This is a genomic window from Paenibacillus puerhi (assembly GCF_009846885.1).
In the GTDB taxonomy this organism is placed as follows: domain Bacteria; phylum Bacillota; class Bacilli; order Paenibacillales; family NBRC-103111; genus Paenibacillus_G; species Paenibacillus_G puerhi.
Genome location: NZ_WUWM01000026.1, coordinates 55115 through 70877, shown reverse-complemented (window position 1 = coordinate 70877; position 15763 = coordinate 55115). Strand labels below are relative to the sequence as shown.

Below are 15763 nucleotides of genomic sequence, written 5' to 3'. Positions count from 1 at the left end.
CAGCTTAGAGCTGGAGAGGATGTGAACGTCCTAATGAATCATCCTGGAATAGGAAAAGCGGCTTCGCCGGCAGGCGAAGCCGACCTGGCCGAGCTGAAGGAACAATTTCGTTCCGAGCCGTACCGGTCCTATTTATATTCCTATCCGCACAAAACATCTTACCGGGAGCTGGACACGAAGCTTTCTTTGTCCGAGCTATGGAGCGGAGAGCCGGCTGAAACATTTTTCCTGTATATGCATATTCCTTTCTGCGGGGCCCGCTGCGGCTTCTGTAACCTGTTCACGCTGCCCGATAAGCGGTCCAGCGTCCATGAGCAATATGTCGACGCGCTGGAGCGTCAGGCAAGACAGTGGGCGCCTCATGTGACTCGGAGGCCCTTCGCGCGCTTCGCGATCGGCGGGGGAACACCTACGCTGCTTGCACCGGCGCTGCTTGCCCGGTTGTTTGACATTGCGGAGCAGATCATGGGGGTCGATGTGGAGCAGGCATCCATCTCCGTCGAGACGTCGCCGGAGACCGTCACCGAAGACCGTCTGGCGGTTCTGCGCGAGCGCCGGGTCGACCGGATCAGCATGGGCATTCAGAGCTTCGTCGAAAGCGAGGCCGCCGCCATTTACCGTCCGCAGAAGCCCCGTGAGGTGGAGCGTGCGCTGGAGCTGCTGAAGCGGGAAAGCTTCCCTGTGCTGAACTTGGATCTCATCTATGGGCTGCCCGGACAGTCGGTCGCATCATGGCTGTACTCCCTGGAGCGCGCGCTGGCCTACGAGCCTGAGGAAATCTTCCTGTACCCGTTGTATACCCGCGAGCATACGATCGTTAAGCCGCTGGATCGGCTGCGCGAGCACGGAGATGATCCGAGGCTGGCTTGTTATCAGGCCGCACGCGACAGGCTGATTGCGGCAGGGTATGTGCAGTCCTCGATGCGCCGCTTCGCGAGGCCTGCGCCTCTCGATACGGGCAAGATCCTGCTGCCCTACGGCTGTCAGGAGGAGGGCATGGTGGGGCTCGGCTGCGGCGCTCGCTCGTACACCCGCGGCGTCCATTATGCTTCCCGCTATGCGGTCAGCAAAAGCGCGACAGCAAGTATTATCGCCGATTATGTGGCGGCGGAAAGCCACGATACGGCCGACTATGGCATCGTGCTGAGCTTGGCCGAGCAGAAGCGGCGATTCGTCTTGAAGGCGATCCTGCACTGCGAAGGGCTCGAGCTGTCCGCCTACCGAGACCGCTTCGGCAGCGAAGCCGCCGCCGACCATCCGGAGCTTGCGCAGCTGCTGCAGGCGGGGCTTGCCTCGGTAGCGGAGGGCATATTTCGCTTGAATGAAGAGGGGCTTGCTTATTCGGATGCGATCGGAGACTGGCTGATTACACCCGAGATCCGTAGGCGGATGGAAGGGTATGTGGTCGCATGAAGGCTACGCTTTACTATCGGGGCAGCCTGACCTCCTGCAACTATGACTGTCCCTATTGCCCGTTCAGCAAACATCGGGACAGCGCCCAGACGCTCGCCAAGGACCGGGCCCAGCTGCAAACGTTCGTCCATTGGGTCAGGCTGCAAGCGGAGCTTGGGCATCGGATTTCCGTGTTTTTTAACCCTTACGGGGAAGGGCTGACCCATTCCTGGTACCGGGAAGCCATAACCGAGTTATCCCGGATGGACCATGTCGATAAAGTGGCGATCCAGACCAATCTGTCAGCCCGGCTTGACTGGACGGACGCGGTGAACCCGGCGAAGACCGCGTTCTGGGCTACCTTCCACCCGGGACAGACGAAGGAGTCGGTCTTCGTGGCCCAATGTATGGAGCTTCGTCAACGAGGCATTTCCTTCAGCGTCGGCTCCGTCGGGGTCCGAAGCGCTTTCGAAGCCTTGAAGTCGATGAGGGCGGCATTGCCGGACGATGTCTATATGTGGATCAATGCCTTTAAGGATAAGCGCGATTATTATACCGAGGAGGATATCGCCTACCTGCGCGGCATCGATCCGCAGTTTGAACGCAATGCGGCCGACTACGCCAGCATGGGAAGAGAGTGCCGGACGGGCCAGGACGTCTTCTACGTGCAGGGACCTGGTCTCGTCAAGCGCTGCTACAAAGACAGGAAGGTCATCGGGCATTTATACCGGGACGGGCTGGAAGGTTTGTCCAAGCGCCGGCCGTGCGCGATGAGCTGCTGCGATTGCTATATCGGCTACATCCATATGCCTGAGCTGGAGCTGGAACGCGTGTATGGCGGCCGCATCCTGGAACGCATAGCCGGTTCATAGCGTATGCCGGAGCCGGGGTATAGGTCCCGGATCGGAACCGGTTTGCAGGCTCGCCTCCTCCCATAGCGTGATTAATTCTTTCGAGATACGGGTACTAAATGTCATAACACATTTCAAGCTAACAAGCTCTCAAAGGAGGAATGGACAATGGCATTCATTTGGTCTCTTATCGTAGGTGGAGTTATCGGGTGGCTGGGCGGCCTGCTCGTCGGCCGTGACGTTCCGGGCGGTGTCATCGGGAATATTATCGCCGGCTTCGTGGGAGCTTGGCTCGGTTCCTGGCTGATGCCGAACTTCGGCCCGGTCGTTGGCGGATTCGTCGTCATCCCGGCTATACTGGGAGCGATCATCGTCGTATTGATCCTCAGCGCCATCCTGCGCTCGACACGTAAAGCCTAAACGGGCTTTCAACGGGAAGGAAGACGTGTTCATCTGCCACAGGCAGTGAGCACGTCTTTTGCGGTTATCCGGTTATCCGGTTATCCGGTTCTGAACAAGGGAGGCGCAGCCGATGAAACGCAGATTCGAATTTCTTTTTCTCTTCCTCCTAATCGCGTCCCTCTATGTCGTCCTGTTTACGGATTACGAGTGGGGGATCAAAACAGTGGCGGGCATAGTTTACCTCACCATCATAGCGGCCAGCATGGCGTCGCTTATGCTCGAGAACCGCACGGCGCAAATCACGCTCGTCTGGATGTATGCGCTGCTTTTTTTCCCTGTTATCGGCTATGCCTTCTATCTGTATTCCGGGCAGCTTTATATGAAGGGCTACCTGTTCCGCAGCAAACGGGCCCACGACCGGGATGAGTGGCAGCTGCTTCTGCGCACTGGCGAGTCCGAAGACATTCCGGGCCTTGACCCCGCGCATCGTGCTTTCGCCCAGTATGCCCAGCGAGTGAGCTTCACCACCCTTGACAGCGGCACACGGACCCATATCCTGAAGAACGGCGAGGACACCTTTGCCGAGATTATGAAGCGGCTCAGGGAGGCCCGGCATTTTATCCATATCGAGTACTATATCTTTCGCTCGGACCGGCTGGGTCAGCGGATTATCCGGCTGCTGATCGACAAGGCCAGGGAGGGCGTAGAGGTCCGGTTCATGTATGACGCGCTGGGGGGCATGTCGTTGTCGGGGGCGGATATCGCGGCTATGAAAGAAGCCGGAATCTCGGTACACTCTTTTCTCCCGATCAAGCTCGGCTTTTTCAACCAAAAGCTGAACTTTCGCAATCACCGGAAAATCATCGTCATCGACGGCCAGATCGGTTTTGTCGGAGGGCTGAACGTGGGCGTGGAATATTTGGGGCAGAACGAATCCATCGGATATTGGCGAGATACGCATATGATGCTGGAAGGCAAGGCGGTCCGAACGCTTCATGCGGTCTTTCTGCTGGATTGGAACTACGTCTGCCGGGAGTCGCTGCTGAAGGAAAAGCGGTATTTGAAAGCGGAGCCGGTGAAGGGCGGATCTGGAGCCGTTCATGTCGTCGCCAGCGGCCCAGATACCCAGCCGGGTATTATGAGCGATCTGTACTATACGATGATAGCTTCCGCCACGTCTTCAGTCTGGATAGCGACCCCCTATTTCGTCCCCAATGAGGCGATTCGTACGGCCCTGCGCGTAGCGGCCAACCGGGGGGTACAAGTGCGGATCATCGTTCCCGAGATCAGCGACAGCTTCCTGACCGAGTATGCGACCAAGTCCTACTTTCCGGAGCTTCTCCGTTCAGGTGTTGAAATTTATATGTACCAGAAGGGGTTCCTGCATCAGAAAATCGTCATTGTCGACGGAAACCTCGCATCGGTCGGGACGGCCAATATGGACATGCGCAGCTTTCATTTGAATTTCGAGGTCAATGTCTTCCTTCTGGGAACGGAATCGATCAGCGACCTTGTGCAGCAGTACGAAGAAGACATGGCGGATTCGCTGCGGGTCATGCCTGTGCAGTTTTACAAACGCGGTCTGAAGACCCGGGGAAAAGAATCGTTCGCCCGGCTGTTCTCCGGCGTGCTATAATGCTCTCTGAACCGTCACCCGGTTAACTATTCATGAGCAGAGAGGAGTCAGAAGCCCAGCATGGCCATGTATGCCTGGATCGTCTTTCAATCTTTGTTCGTCGTGTTCCTGATTCTGCATCTTGTTTTGTCCACACAAGCCAAACGTATGCTGATGTATGAAAAGGATCCCGACATGGGCAAGATCAAGTTTACCCGCCGCCTGTCCATTTGGTTTATGATCGGATGGATGGCTTCGCTGCTGCTGATGATCGTCAGCATCATCAAAACCTCTTAACCTCACTATCTGTCCTACATAGGGAAAGGAGCTTTATATGGTCGAACATCTCGATAAGCTGGTTCAAGGTCAGGAGAAGCTGCAGCCTGATTATCATGAGCATTTGAAAGTCATCCTTCTAGGCACCGGATCGCCTCGTGCGGTATACGGAGTAGCCAAGCCTGGAGTCGCCGTACTGGCCGGTCATAAAGTATTCCTCGTCGATTGCGGAGCGGGCACCGTGAACCAGCTGCTGCTCGCGGGCATCATGCCGCAGCGCGTATCCGACGTCCTGTTTACGCATCATCACAGCGACCATAACTCCGGATTTTTCGATGTCTTCATCAGCAGCTGGCGGACACATGTCGTACCCGGCGCGGTATACAAGAATCGCGAGGTGCCGATGCAGGTATACGGGCCCGAATCGACGGCGGATATCATCGGAAAGATGGAGTCGTCCTTCGCCTTCGATGTCAATCTGCGCATCCATTATAACAAGTCGGCCTTCGAAGGCTCCCGGATCGTTGTCCACGAATGCAATGAAGGCGTGGTCTACGATCAGGACGGTATTCGCATTACGGCCTTCGAGGTCGATCACAGGCCGGTGTATCCTGCCATCGCGTACCGGTTCGATTATAACGGCCAGTCGGTCGTGATCTCGGGGGACACGCTGCCTGTCGACAATATGGTGAAGTACGCCAAGGATACGGACCTGCTCGTGCATGAAGCCTACAATAAAGAGTGGCTGGATGCGCTGATTGACATGTACCCGCAGGAGGCCGTCGGATTGAATAATCCGGCCAAGTATCATACGACAACGCTGGAGGCTGCAAGCATCGCATGCCGGGCTGGAGCGAAGCATCTGCTGCTCACCCATCATATTCCGGCGCCTGCGCGGACGAAGGAAGCTGAAGCTGCTTATACGAAAGGGATGAGCAGCCTGTATACAGGACCGATTACCGTGGGCCGCGATCTGATGGAGATGGATCTGGCGGAGTACCGGAGGTAAAAAGGGGCTGAAGTCTCATTTCAGTTATGCTGCACCTGTGCCGTGCATTGACAAAAGCTACGCGATCCTGTACATTGATGCATAATCCTATAAATCTCCAATTAAAGGCCACGACCAAGGAACGGATAGTGATGATCGCTGATCCAGAGAAGAAACCCGCAGGCTGAGAGGTTTCCCGACGCGACAAGCTAACCTACCCGCCTTGAGAGCCGCTTCGGTGAACCTGAGTATCCGAGGCCGGAATCATTCCGTTATCCGTGTGAAGAGCCGTTCTTTTGCGATGCCGATGACGGTTAAACCAGGGTGGTACCACGACACATTCGTCCCTGACGAGTGTGTCTTTTTTGTTATCTAAGATGTACGAGGAGGCTATATGTATGCGACAATCCCATTTGCTGGCTCCTACCTTGCGTGAAAATCCTGCGGATGCCGAGACGGCGAGCCATCAGCTGATGGTCCGGGCGGGCTTGATCCGGCAGCTTGCTGCCGGTATTTATACGTTCCTCCCCCTGGGGCAGCGAGTGCTGCGCAAAATAAAGCGGATCGTCCGCGAAGAGATGGAACTGGCCGGCGCCCAGGAGATTCTGTTGCCGGCGCTGCAGCCGGCCGAGCTTTGGAAGGAATCCGGCCGCTACGCGGTATATGGACCGGAGCTGATCCGCTTGACGGACCGACAGGAACGGGAATTTGCACTGGGTCCTACCCATGAAGAGGTCGTCACCTCCCTAATCAGAGATGAGATCGATTCTTACCGCAAGCTGCCGCTCCTTGTGTATCAGATTCAGACCAAGTTCCGCGATGAGAGGCGTCCCCGCTTCGGACTGCTGCGCAGCCGGGAGTTTCTGATGAAGGATGCCTATTCCTTTGATACGGATTGGGACGGTCTGGATGCTACCTATAGGAGCATGTACGGGGCCTACCAACGCATCTTCGAGCGCTGCGGGCTGCAGGTTCGGGCGGTGGAGGCGGATGCCGGCGCGATCGGCGGAGAGGGCGGCTCCCACGAATTTATGGCGCTTGCGGACATCGGGGAAGACACGATTGCTTGCTGCTCCCACTGCGAATATGCCGCTAATCTGGAGCAGGCGGCGCCAGGAGCGGCTTGTCCGGCATGCAGGGAAGGGAAGCTTCTGCTGCAGCGGGGCATCGAGATTGGGCATGTCTTCAAGCTGGGTACAACCTACAGCGAACGGCTCGGAGCCTCCTTCCTGGGCGCCGATGGCAAAGAAAGGGCAATGATCATGGGCTGCTACGGAATCGGAGTCTCGCGGATGTTATCGGCCGTCGTGGAGCAAAGGCATGATAGAGATGGCATCCTGTGGCCGCCGTCCGTTGCCCCCTTCCTGGTCCATCTTATCCCGATATCGGGTAAGGATCGGCATCAGCTGCGGCTGGCCGAAGAATTGTACAGCCTGCTTCTGCAGGCCGGCATCGACGTGCTGCTCGATGACCGTGACGAGCGGCCAGGCAGCAAGTTTAAGGATGCCGATCTGCTGGGCGCGCCGTTTCGGATTATCGTCGGCAAGAGCGCCGAACAGGGAAGTGTGGAATTGAAGCTGCGGGGTCATGCAGAAAGCCGGGTGCTCCAGCAAGCGGAAGTCCTGGAAGCCTTGCGCCGACTTGAGGCCTCGGAGTCGCCGGGAGCCCGCTAGTCGCGCCCGAGGCCCTCACCATCTTCTCAGCTAAGCCGTTTGTTAGTTCTGTTCAAAAAAGTTTCAACCCGCTTTTGTACACTGTTCTTGCACATGAAGGCAGGGACCGACCCGCCGATTATTTCTGAGAGGATGAACGTAACATGCAAGACAAGAAAAACCGGCTTATGCTCCAGCTGGCCTCCGCTGCGGCCCTGCTTAATATTCTGATCTTCATAGCGGCAACGCGTTATCATGTTTTTCAGCATGAACTGGAGATGCATGCTCCTCTGTCGGCCGGATCCGGCTATCGGCTCGGACAGGTGCTGATTCTGGCGGCCTCCCTGATCCCCGTGGCGGCCGGTATTTTCATCTACCTGCGCGACAGCGCTCACCGGGCTTTGCCGTGGCTTGTCACCTTGGCCTTGACGCTGGCCAGCATCTCGATTATTAGCGGAAGCGGGGGAGGAGTCGAGTTTCATTTTTCGATCTTTATGGTTGTAGCAGCGGCTGCCTACTATGAAAATATTCGCCTGATCTGGCTGATGACCTCACTATTTGCCATTCAGCATGTAGGCGGTTATCTGTTCGCTCCCGAGCTTGTATTCGGTACGGGGCATTATTCTCTTCTTATGCTATCCCTGCACGCGGGCTTTCTGATCCTGACCTCAAGCGCGACGGTGCTGCAGATCAAGTCCAAACGACGAATTCATGCCCAACTGGAGCAGGAGGCGCGTCAGAAGGAGCAGCAGCTGCTGGATTTACTGGGCCAAGTCCGCCAGCTATCGGAGCGAATCGGCTTGACCGCAGGGCTAGTTGCGGAAACGTCCCAGGCGAATGTGAGCACCAATCTGAAAATGAATCAGGCCTATGAGGACGTGCTAGGCGGACTGGGCGATCAAGCCTACTCCATCGAGCAGATGGATGAGCTGCTGCAGGACATCTCGGAACCGATCCGGTTGGCCGTGGACTCCTCCGAGGAGGTGCGGCGGGAAGCGGCTGCTGCCGATGAGATTCTGGCAGCCAGCCTGGATAAGTTCAACACGCTTACCGGCCAGCTCAACCAAATCTTCGAGGCGGTAACGGCAGGCGCCGAGTCCATCCAAACTTCCCGGCATACCATGCAGCATGCGGAAACGACGGGCGATCTGATTCAGGAGGTATCGGAGCAGACTCAACTGCTGGCTCTTAACGCTTCGATCGAGGCGGCAAGAGCGGGGGAGCATGGATCGGGCTTTGATGTAGTAGCCGGGGAGATCCGTAAGCTCGCCGTTCGAAGCCAGGAGGCTGCGCAGGATATTCAGGCCAGTATGCACCGTCTCCATGAAACAGGAGAGGTCATGGCCAGGCATGTGACGACAGGCCGTCAAGCGGCTCATCTGTCGGCTAGGCAGATCGAAGCCTTCTCAAGCGAGTTTCTACAGGTTCAGATCGTGATAGGAAAGTTGCTCCAGTTTATTGAACAAATGGACGGTTTGATGCGGGTCATACGGAACCGGTCCGAAGCGGTTACGGAAGCGATGTTCAGGATCACGGAGGTAACGAATGACGGGATCGCGGCGCTGGAATCGATCAGCGGCCTTAGCGAGAAGCAGTCGAGAGCGGCCATGCAAATCAACGAGGAGATTACGGCAATCTTCGACCTTAGCCGGTCACTGGAGAAGCAATTCACCGTCTGATGTCTATGTAAATGACATAAGCCTAAGGGATCGGCAAGCATGCCGGTCCCTTAGGCTTATGTGGTTCGCTGGCCGATTAATGTCTTTGCTGACTCGAATAGGCAATCGAGTATGGAGACTGCGAAGCATAGCCCGGCGTATAGGAAGACAGCGCAGAGTCGATTTGTTGAGATAGATGGGAGATTTGCTGCAGCTGCTGCAAAGCGGTTTGATGGCCTTGCAGGGCATGCTGGATGATTTGAACGGCTTGATGCTCGCGCTGGGCTATTTGCTCAAGCTGCATAGCATTGCTTTGTTCCTGCTTGAGCAGCTGCTCATATAGACCGGATGCTTGCTGGGTTTGCTGGGTCAGCTGCTGAATCAGTTGGGAAATTTGCTGAGTTTGCGGGTTTTGGTTCATAACGTAGTAGCCTCCATGTAGGTGAGTTTGATTGTCGAAGCTTAGACTTCAGACATACCCGAGTATTATGGTATGAGGCGGTTGCTTTTATACTTAATATTAGTTATTCGTGCACGCTCCCGAGCGTGGATACGTAGAAGGTTTTTCTAGAGTAGGGTCCTGAACTACCCGCAGGGAGCAGGCCGCAAGCCAGCTCCAGCGTGACTTCGCGCCCGAAGAAGGCTTGACGCGAGCCGATGACCCGGACAACGCCGCAGCCGTCGGTCCGGCCGGTATTTTGGCTGGCGATGAAGCGGGCGGCTTGGGCCGCGGCAACATCCTGCGTAATCCAAGGGGAGTAGGGAAGCAGACAGACGAGCAGTACGCCGGCGAGCAGAACAAGTGCGGATTTCGGCATGAAACACCTCCGGAAGGCTATAGGAAGCATGGTTCAGGTCTCTTTAGTATACAGCATCCCGCTTAGAGAGAGCAGGGAGACAAGATAGATTTAATCGAACTTTACCTGGAAGACTATACCAGAGTGTGACATAATTGGGCCTAAAGAACAGGAGAAGGTTACGCTGAGTCTCCAGGTTCGATAAGTCAAGCCCTTGCTTGCTGCAAGCAGTGCGAAGGGCAGTGAGGAGCATGTCAATTGGGAGAAACGCACGGAGAGACAGGAACAAACAGGAAGCAAGCATCTAGCGGTTGGACCGGGCCTTCGGAAGGCATACAGCTTCGTTCCCTGCAGCTGCCGGACGACTATGCAGCAATCGCACATTTGCTGAATCAGGTCTGGGCCGAGCCCACAACTGCGGAGAAGCTGCTGGAGGACGACCGGAAGCTGTATGAGAAAGGGAAAACCTGGATCGACGACAATGGAAAATTAGCCGGTTACGACCGGGAACGACGTGTCGCGATATCGGAAAGCGGCGCCATCGTGGGGTATGTCTGGTGCTGGCGGGCGCCCTGGACGGAGCCCGGCATCCTGTGCTGCACGCTTGTTGTCGATGCGGCTCACCGCAGACAGGGCATCGGGCAACGGCTGCTGGAGCATGTCGCCCAGTGGGCGGACGGCCTCGGAGCTTCCGTGTTATTAAGCGAGGTATGGGATGATCAGCCGGAAGCGATGTCCTTTGCCCGCCGCCGGGGATTTGCGGTTGACCGTCACGCCTTCCAGTCCGTGCTGAGGCTGGATGAAGCGGCTGCGTATAATCCGCCGCATGCCGACTACGCGCGCATGGAAGAGCTGGACAAAGACGGGATTCGTTTTCTGACGCTGGCGGATGCCCCTGGCGAAGAGAGCGAGGCGAAGCTGTACGAGCTATGCCGGGAGACGCTGGTCGATATCCCCGGCTTTCTCGGTGAAGTGCCCGGGATGCACGAATGGCGCAAGTGGTATCTGATGCCGGAGGGGTATGCGCCCGAACAGGTGATTATTGCGGCAGACGGCGGGAAATTTGTGGGCATGACGAATGTTCTGTACAATCCGGACTCCAATGGGATGTATCATGAATACACGGGTGTGAGCCGGGCCTATCGCGGCAGGGGACTCGCGCTCGCGCTCAAAATAAAAGCCATCGAGCTGGCGAAGCGTCGCGGGGCCGCCTATCTACGTACGGATAACGACTCGACCAACGAGCCGATCCTGGCGATTAACCGCAAGCTGGGCTACAAGCCTCTGCGCGGCTCGTACCGCATGATGGCGGAGCTTGGGCAGGTGCTGCAGCAGCTCGGGCATGCGGTCCCGCCGAGCAATTCCGCTGCAGCGTCCAAGGCCGAGCTTTGAGCTGAGCCGTTACGGTCCGGGGGCTCCAGAAGCATGCCCATCCCTGCAGACACAGCTTTTGTTTGACAACGGTCAGCGGTTCGCATAAAATAGCTACAGAATCGAATCGTTCTCAATGAAGGAGAAAGTTGCCGGATACCGTTGGTTTAGCGAGCTGGGGATAGTGGGAGCCCGGAGAGACGGACCGGAAACCATGGCGCTCCAGAGAGACATGCCTCGGAAAAAAGCGGGTTCTCCAGCAGGGGAACCAAGTAGGGTGGAACCGCGAGAGCTTCAGCTCCCGTCCCTACGTCGGCCAAGTCGGCAGACGTAGGGACGGGAGCTTTTTCATGTCCGCTGCGCGCATGCCGCGGCTTGCAGGCCGTACCATTTGTATAAAGGAGCGAATTGATCATGAATTTTCAGCAAATGACGCTGACGCTGCAGCAGTTCTGGGCAGAGCAAAATTGTATCGTCGTGCAGCCGTACGACACCGAGAAGGGCGCGGGGACGATGAACCCGATGACCTTCCTTCGCACAATCGGACCTGAGCCATGGAATGTGGCTTACGTCGAGCCTTCCCGTCGCCCGGCGGACGGCCGTTACGGGGAAAACCCGAACCGGCTGTACCAGCATCACCAGTTCCAGGTCATTATGAAGCCTTCGCCCGACAACATCCAGGAGCTGTACCTGGAGAGCCTGGCCCGGCTCGGCATCGATCCGCGCCAGCATGATATCCGATTTGTCGAGGACAACTGGGAATCGCCAACGCTGGGCGCGTGGGGACTCGGCTGGGAAGTGTGGCTGGACGGCATGGAGATCACCCAGTTCACCTACTTCCAGCAGGTGGGCGGCATCGACTGTCATCCGGTAGCCGTAGAGATTACGTACGGGATGGAGCGGCTTGCCTCGTACATTCAGGAGAAGGAAAATGTGTTCGATCTGGAATGGGTGGAGGGCGTTTCTTACGGGGACGTGTTCAAGCAGCCGGAATACGAGCATTCCAAATATACATTTGAAGTGTCGGATACCGCAATGCTGTTTCAGCTATTCTCGACGTACGAGGCGGAAGCGAAGCGGGCGATGGAGCTTAATCTCGTGTTTCCGGCCTATGATTATGTGCTGAAATGCTCGCATACGTTCAACCTGCTTGATGCGCGCGGCGCGATCAGCGTAACGGAACGTACCGGCTATATCGGACGGGTGCGAAATCTGGCCCGTTCGGTAGCGGCCACGTATTTGCAAGAGCGGGAGCGTCTCGGCTTCCCGCTGCTGAAGAAAGGGGTGGAGCAGCATGGCTAAGGATTTGCTTCTGGAGATCGGGCTGGAGGAGGTGCCTGCCCGCTTCGTGCGCGCTGCTATGGAGCAGCTGAAGGAAAAGACGGAGAAGTGGCTGGAGGCCAGCCGTCTCTCTTATGAGGGCGTCAAAGCTTATGCGACCCCCCGTCGGCTGGCGGTGCTGGTTAGCGGCCTTGCCGACAAGCAGCAGGATCTCAGCGAGGAAGTTAAAGGTCCGGCCCGCAAGGTGGCGCTGGATGAAGCCGGCGGCTGGAGCAAGGCTGCCCTTGGCTTCGCCCGCAGCCAGGGAATAGCGCCGGAGGAGCTGTTTTTCCGGGAGCTAGGGGGCGTTGACTATGTATATGGGATCAAGAGCAGCCAAGGCGTCGAGGCCTCGACGCTGCTGCCGGAGGCGCTGCCTGCGCTCGTCACCTCGCTGACATTTCCGAAAAACATGCGGTGGGGCAGCTATGAGCTGCGGTATGTGAGGCCGATCCGCTGGCTGGTGGCGCTGCACGGCGCGGATGTCGTGCCGTTCGAAATCACGGGCGTAGCCTCCGGCAACGTAACCCGGGGCCATCGCTTCCTCGGACAGGATGCGGTGATCGCCGAGCCTGCTGAGTATGCGGCTAAGCTGAAGGAGCAGTACGTGATCGCGGACGTGGAGGAGCGCCGCCAAGCGATCGCCGCCGGCATCGAGGCGCTCGCTTCCGAGCGCGGCTGGCATATTGCCGTCAAGGAAGATTTGCTGGAGGAAGTGCTGTTCCTGGTCGAGACGCCGACGGTGTTGACCGGCTCGTTCGATCCGGCGTTCCTGTCGATTCCGCAGGATGTGCTGATTACCTCGATGAGAGAGCATCAGCGCTACTTCCCGGTGCTGGATGGGGAAGGGCGGCTTCAGCCGCATTTCGTAACGGTGCGCAACGGCGACGCTCTGGCGCTTGACGTAGTGGCGAAGGGCAATGAGAAGGTACTGCGGGCGCGTCTGTCCGACGCCAAGTTTTTCTATGAGGAAGACAAGAAGCTGGTAATCGCAGACGCGCTCGCCAAGCTCGAGACGATCGTCTATCACGAGGAGCTCGGCTCCGTAGCGGATAAGGTTCGCCGCATCCGCAAGATCGCGGACAAGCTGGCCGCGCATCTGGCTGTGGATGAACCGGTTCGCAAGCAGACCAGCCGGGCGGCTGATATATGCAAGTTCGACCTCGTCTCCCAGATGGTCTACGAATTCCCTGAGCTTCAGGGCATTATGGGCGAAGATTACGCCGCGATGGCAGGCGAGGATCAAGCGGTTGCCCGTGCGATCAACGAGCATTATTCGCCGCGCAACGCCGGGGATCAGCCTCCTGCGTCGCTGGTGGGAGCGCTCGTCGGCATCGCCGACAAGATCGATACGATCGCCGGCTGCTTCTCGATCGGCATCATCCCGACAGGGTCGCAGGATCCTTACGCGCTCCGCCGCCAGGCAGCGGGTATCGTCAGCACGCTGCTGGCCCACGGGCTGGAGCTGACGCTTACCGAGCTCTTCGATATCGCGCTGGAGGTGCAGGCTGAGCGCGGTCTGAAGCGGGCTGCCGCAGAGATTCGCCGCGACATGCAGGAATTCTTTACCCTGAGGGTGAAGAACGTGCTGGCAGATAAAGGCATCCGGTATGATGTCGTGGACGCCGTGCTGGGTGCCGGCGCCGAGGATGTGCGCCGTACACTGCTCCGTGCCGAGGTATTGGCTGACGCGGCTTCCGATGGCCATAAGGAATCGCTCCGCAAGGCCGTAGAATCTTTCAACCGCGTCTGCAATCTGGCGGCCAAGTCGGAATCCCGCGAGGTCGATGCCGGACTGTTCACGGAAGCGGCGGAAGGCGAGCTGTATGCGCAGTGGCAGGATGTGCACAGCCGGTTCGCCGAGTCTGTCCGCGCGGCCCGGCTTGCGGAAGCCTACGAGCTGCTGGCATCGCTCAGCGCTCCGATCACAGCATTCTTCGATGCGGTGATGGTTATGGCGGAGGACGAGGCGGTTCGCCGCAACCGGCTGGCGCTGCTTGCGAACGTCGCCGGGGATATCCAGGCATTTGCCGACTTCTCGAAGCTGGTCTCGAAATAAACGAACGGCTTATGCCATTTTTAGAAACGATGGACGGGGCTCAAGGCCTTGATCCATCGTTTTTTTTATTGGCCGGGTCTTTGATATTGCGGAGCCTGAACGATATAATAGGGGAAAATCGCAAGTGTATAAGGGAGGCCCAATCATGATTCTTTCAGCCAAGCAATTAGATCACTATGCCGAATTGGCCGTCAAGGTCGGCGTCAATGTACAGAGCGGCCAGACGGTTGTCATCATGGCGCCGATCGCCGCAGCCAATCTGGTCAGGCGCATCGCAGCCAGCGCCTATGAGGCGGGGGCGCGCCATGTCCACGTGGAATATAACGACGAGGAGCTGTCGCTGATCAAGTACCGGCTCGCTCCCGAGGAGGCGCTCGGGGAGTATCCGATGTGGCGGGCCAGGTCTATGGAGGAATACGCCGAGAACGGCGCCGCTTTTATTCAGATATATGCCCCCAACCCGGATCTGCTCGATGGTGTGGATGCCTCGCGGATTTCCACGGCTACTCGAGCGGCAGCCCAGGCGCTGAGCAAGTATCGCGCTTACCTGATGAACCATACGAATTCATGGACTCTGATCTCGTATGCTACGCCGGAGTGGGCGGCCAAAGTATTCCCTGGCCTCGCTGTGGACGAGGCTGTAAGCAAGCTGTGGGAGAAGATCATCGACGCGACTCGTCTTAATGCCGAAGACCCGATCCAGGCCTGGAAGAAGCATAACGAGACCTTGCTTCAGAAGGTGGAGCAGCTCAACGCCAAGCGCTACAAGCAGCTGCGCTACGAAGGTCCGGGCACGAGCCTGACGGTCGACCTTCCCGAGCACCATGTGTGGCTCGGCGGAGCGAAAGGGAATGGCGAAGGGAACCTGTTCAATCCGAATATGCCGACGGAGGAAGTATTCACAATGCCGCATAAGGACAGCGTGAACGGCACGGTTCGAAGCACCAAGCCTCTGAATTACAACGGGCAGGTTATCGACGGCTTCTCCTTGACGTTCAAGAACGGGAAGGTCATTGACTTTACTGCAGAGCAGGGCGCCGATGCCCTGACCAAGATGCTGGAGACGGATGAGGGAGCCGGCTCGCTCGGGGAGATCGCGCTCGTTCCGCATGATTCGCCGATATCGAATTCGAATATTATTTTCTATAATACGTTGTTCGATGAGAATGCTTCCTGCCATCTCGCGCTCGGTCAGGCTTACCCTGTGAACCTGGACGGCGGCCCCGAGATGAAGCCGGAGGAGCTGGCGGCACATGGAGCTAACAGAAGCTTGATCCATGTCGACTTTATGATCGGATCGGCTGATCTGAATATCGACGGCGTGACGCCGGACGGGAAGACCGAGGCGATATTCAGGAACGGGAACTGGGCCATTTGATTCG

14 protein-coding genes are annotated in these 15763 nt (G+C 57.5%); 12 read left to right on the top strand and 2 right to left on the bottom strand.

Annotated elements, in window-relative coordinates; all coding sequences use genetic code 11:
* Positions 1-33: 33 nt before the first annotated feature.
* From GSF01_RS21445 to GSF01_RS21410, 8 genes are all read left to right on the top strand, one after another.
* The gene (locus tag GSF01_RS21445; RefSeq protein ID WP_159887344.1) at positions 34-1413 is read left to right on the top strand and encodes an STM4012 family radical SAM protein; all 1380 of its coding nucleotides are present in this window, start codon (positions 34-36) and stop codon (positions 1411-1413) included.
* Positions 1410-2264, top strand: a complete 855-nt coding sequence (locus GSF01_RS21440) for an STM4011 family radical SAM protein (protein WP_159887343.1) — start codon at positions 1410-1412, stop codon at positions 2262-2264. Before GSF01_RS21445 ends, GSF01_RS21440 begins: the two co-directional genes overlap by 4 nt.
* A gap of 147 nt (positions 2265-2411) precedes the next feature.
* Positions 2412-2663, top strand: a complete 252-nt coding sequence (locus tag GSF01_RS21435; RefSeq protein WP_159887342.1) for a GlsB/YeaQ/YmgE family stress response membrane protein — start codon at positions 2412-2414, stop codon at positions 2661-2663.
* A gap of 112 nt (positions 2664-2775) precedes the next feature.
* Positions 2776-4281, top strand: coding sequence for a cardiolipin synthase (gene cls, locus GSF01_RS21430; protein ID WP_159887341.1), 1506 nt, complete (start codon positions 2776-2778; stop codon positions 4279-4281).
* Between the two features lie 60 nt (positions 4282-4341).
* Positions 4342-4557 carry a hypothetical protein gene (locus GSF01_RS21425; RefSeq protein WP_159887340.1) on the top strand — a complete coding sequence of 72 codons (216 nt, stop codon included), beginning with the start codon at positions 4342-4344 and terminating at the stop codon, positions 4555-4557.
* 37 nt (positions 4558-4594) lie between these two features.
* Positions 4595-5545 (top strand): MBL fold metallo-hydrolase, encoded by a 951-nt coding sequence (locus GSF01_RS21420; RefSeq protein WP_159887339.1) that lies wholly within the window; start codon positions 4595-4597, stop codon positions 5543-5545.
* Positions 5546-5922: 377 nt separating this feature from the next.
* Positions 5923-7197 carry a proline--tRNA ligase gene (proS, locus tag GSF01_RS21415; protein WP_159887338.1) on the top strand — a complete coding sequence of 425 codons (1275 nt, stop codon included), beginning with the start codon at positions 5923-5925 and terminating at the stop codon, positions 7195-7197.
* A 143-nt stretch (positions 7198-7340) separates the two neighbouring features.
* Entirely contained in the window at positions 7341-8855 is a 1515-nt protein-coding gene (locus GSF01_RS21410) for a methyl-accepting chemotaxis protein (protein ID WP_159887337.1), read from the top strand.
* A gap of 76 nt (positions 8856-8931) precedes the next feature.
* On the opposite strand, the gene GSF01_RS21405 is transcribed toward GSF01_RS21410, so the two are convergent.
* Both GSF01_RS21405 and GSF01_RS21400 read right to left on the bottom strand, forming a co-directional pair.
* Positions 8932-9255 (bottom strand): hypothetical protein, encoded by a 324-nt coding sequence (locus GSF01_RS21405; protein WP_159887336.1) that lies wholly within the window; start codon positions 9253-9255, stop codon positions 8932-8934.
* A 103-nt stretch (positions 9256-9358) separates the two neighbouring features.
* Entirely contained in the window at positions 9359-9652 is a 294-nt protein-coding gene (locus tag GSF01_RS21400) for a hypothetical protein (protein ID WP_159887335.1), read from the bottom strand.
* A 237-nt stretch (positions 9653-9889) separates the two neighbouring features.
* Between GSF01_RS21400 and GSF01_RS21395 the strand changes: the two genes are divergently transcribed.
* The 4 genes from GSF01_RS21395 (at position 9890) to GSF01_RS21380 (ending at position 15759) form a co-directional block, all read left to right on the top strand.
* Complete coding sequence (locus GSF01_RS21395; protein WP_159887334.1) at positions 9890-11023, top strand: GNAT family N-acetyltransferase; 1134 nt, start codon at positions 9890-9892, stop codon at positions 11021-11023.
* Between the two features lie 393 nt (positions 11024-11416).
* The gene (glyQ, locus tag GSF01_RS21390) at positions 11417-12304 is read left to right on the top strand and encodes a glycine--tRNA ligase subunit alpha (protein WP_159887333.1); all 888 of its coding nucleotides are present in this window, start codon (positions 11417-11419) and stop codon (positions 12302-12304) included.
* The gene (gene glyS, locus GSF01_RS21385; protein ID WP_159887332.1) at positions 12297-14381 is read left to right on the top strand and encodes a glycine--tRNA ligase subunit beta; all 2085 of its coding nucleotides are present in this window, start codon (positions 12297-12299) and stop codon (positions 14379-14381) included. The genes glyQ and glyS overlap by 8 nt, the downstream gene beginning before the upstream one ends.
* A 145-nt stretch (positions 14382-14526) precedes the next feature.
* Complete coding sequence (locus GSF01_RS21380; RefSeq protein WP_159887331.1) at positions 14527-15759, top strand: aminopeptidase; 1233 nt, start codon at positions 14527-14529, stop codon at positions 15757-15759.
* Positions 15760-15763: the final 4 nt, after the last annotated feature.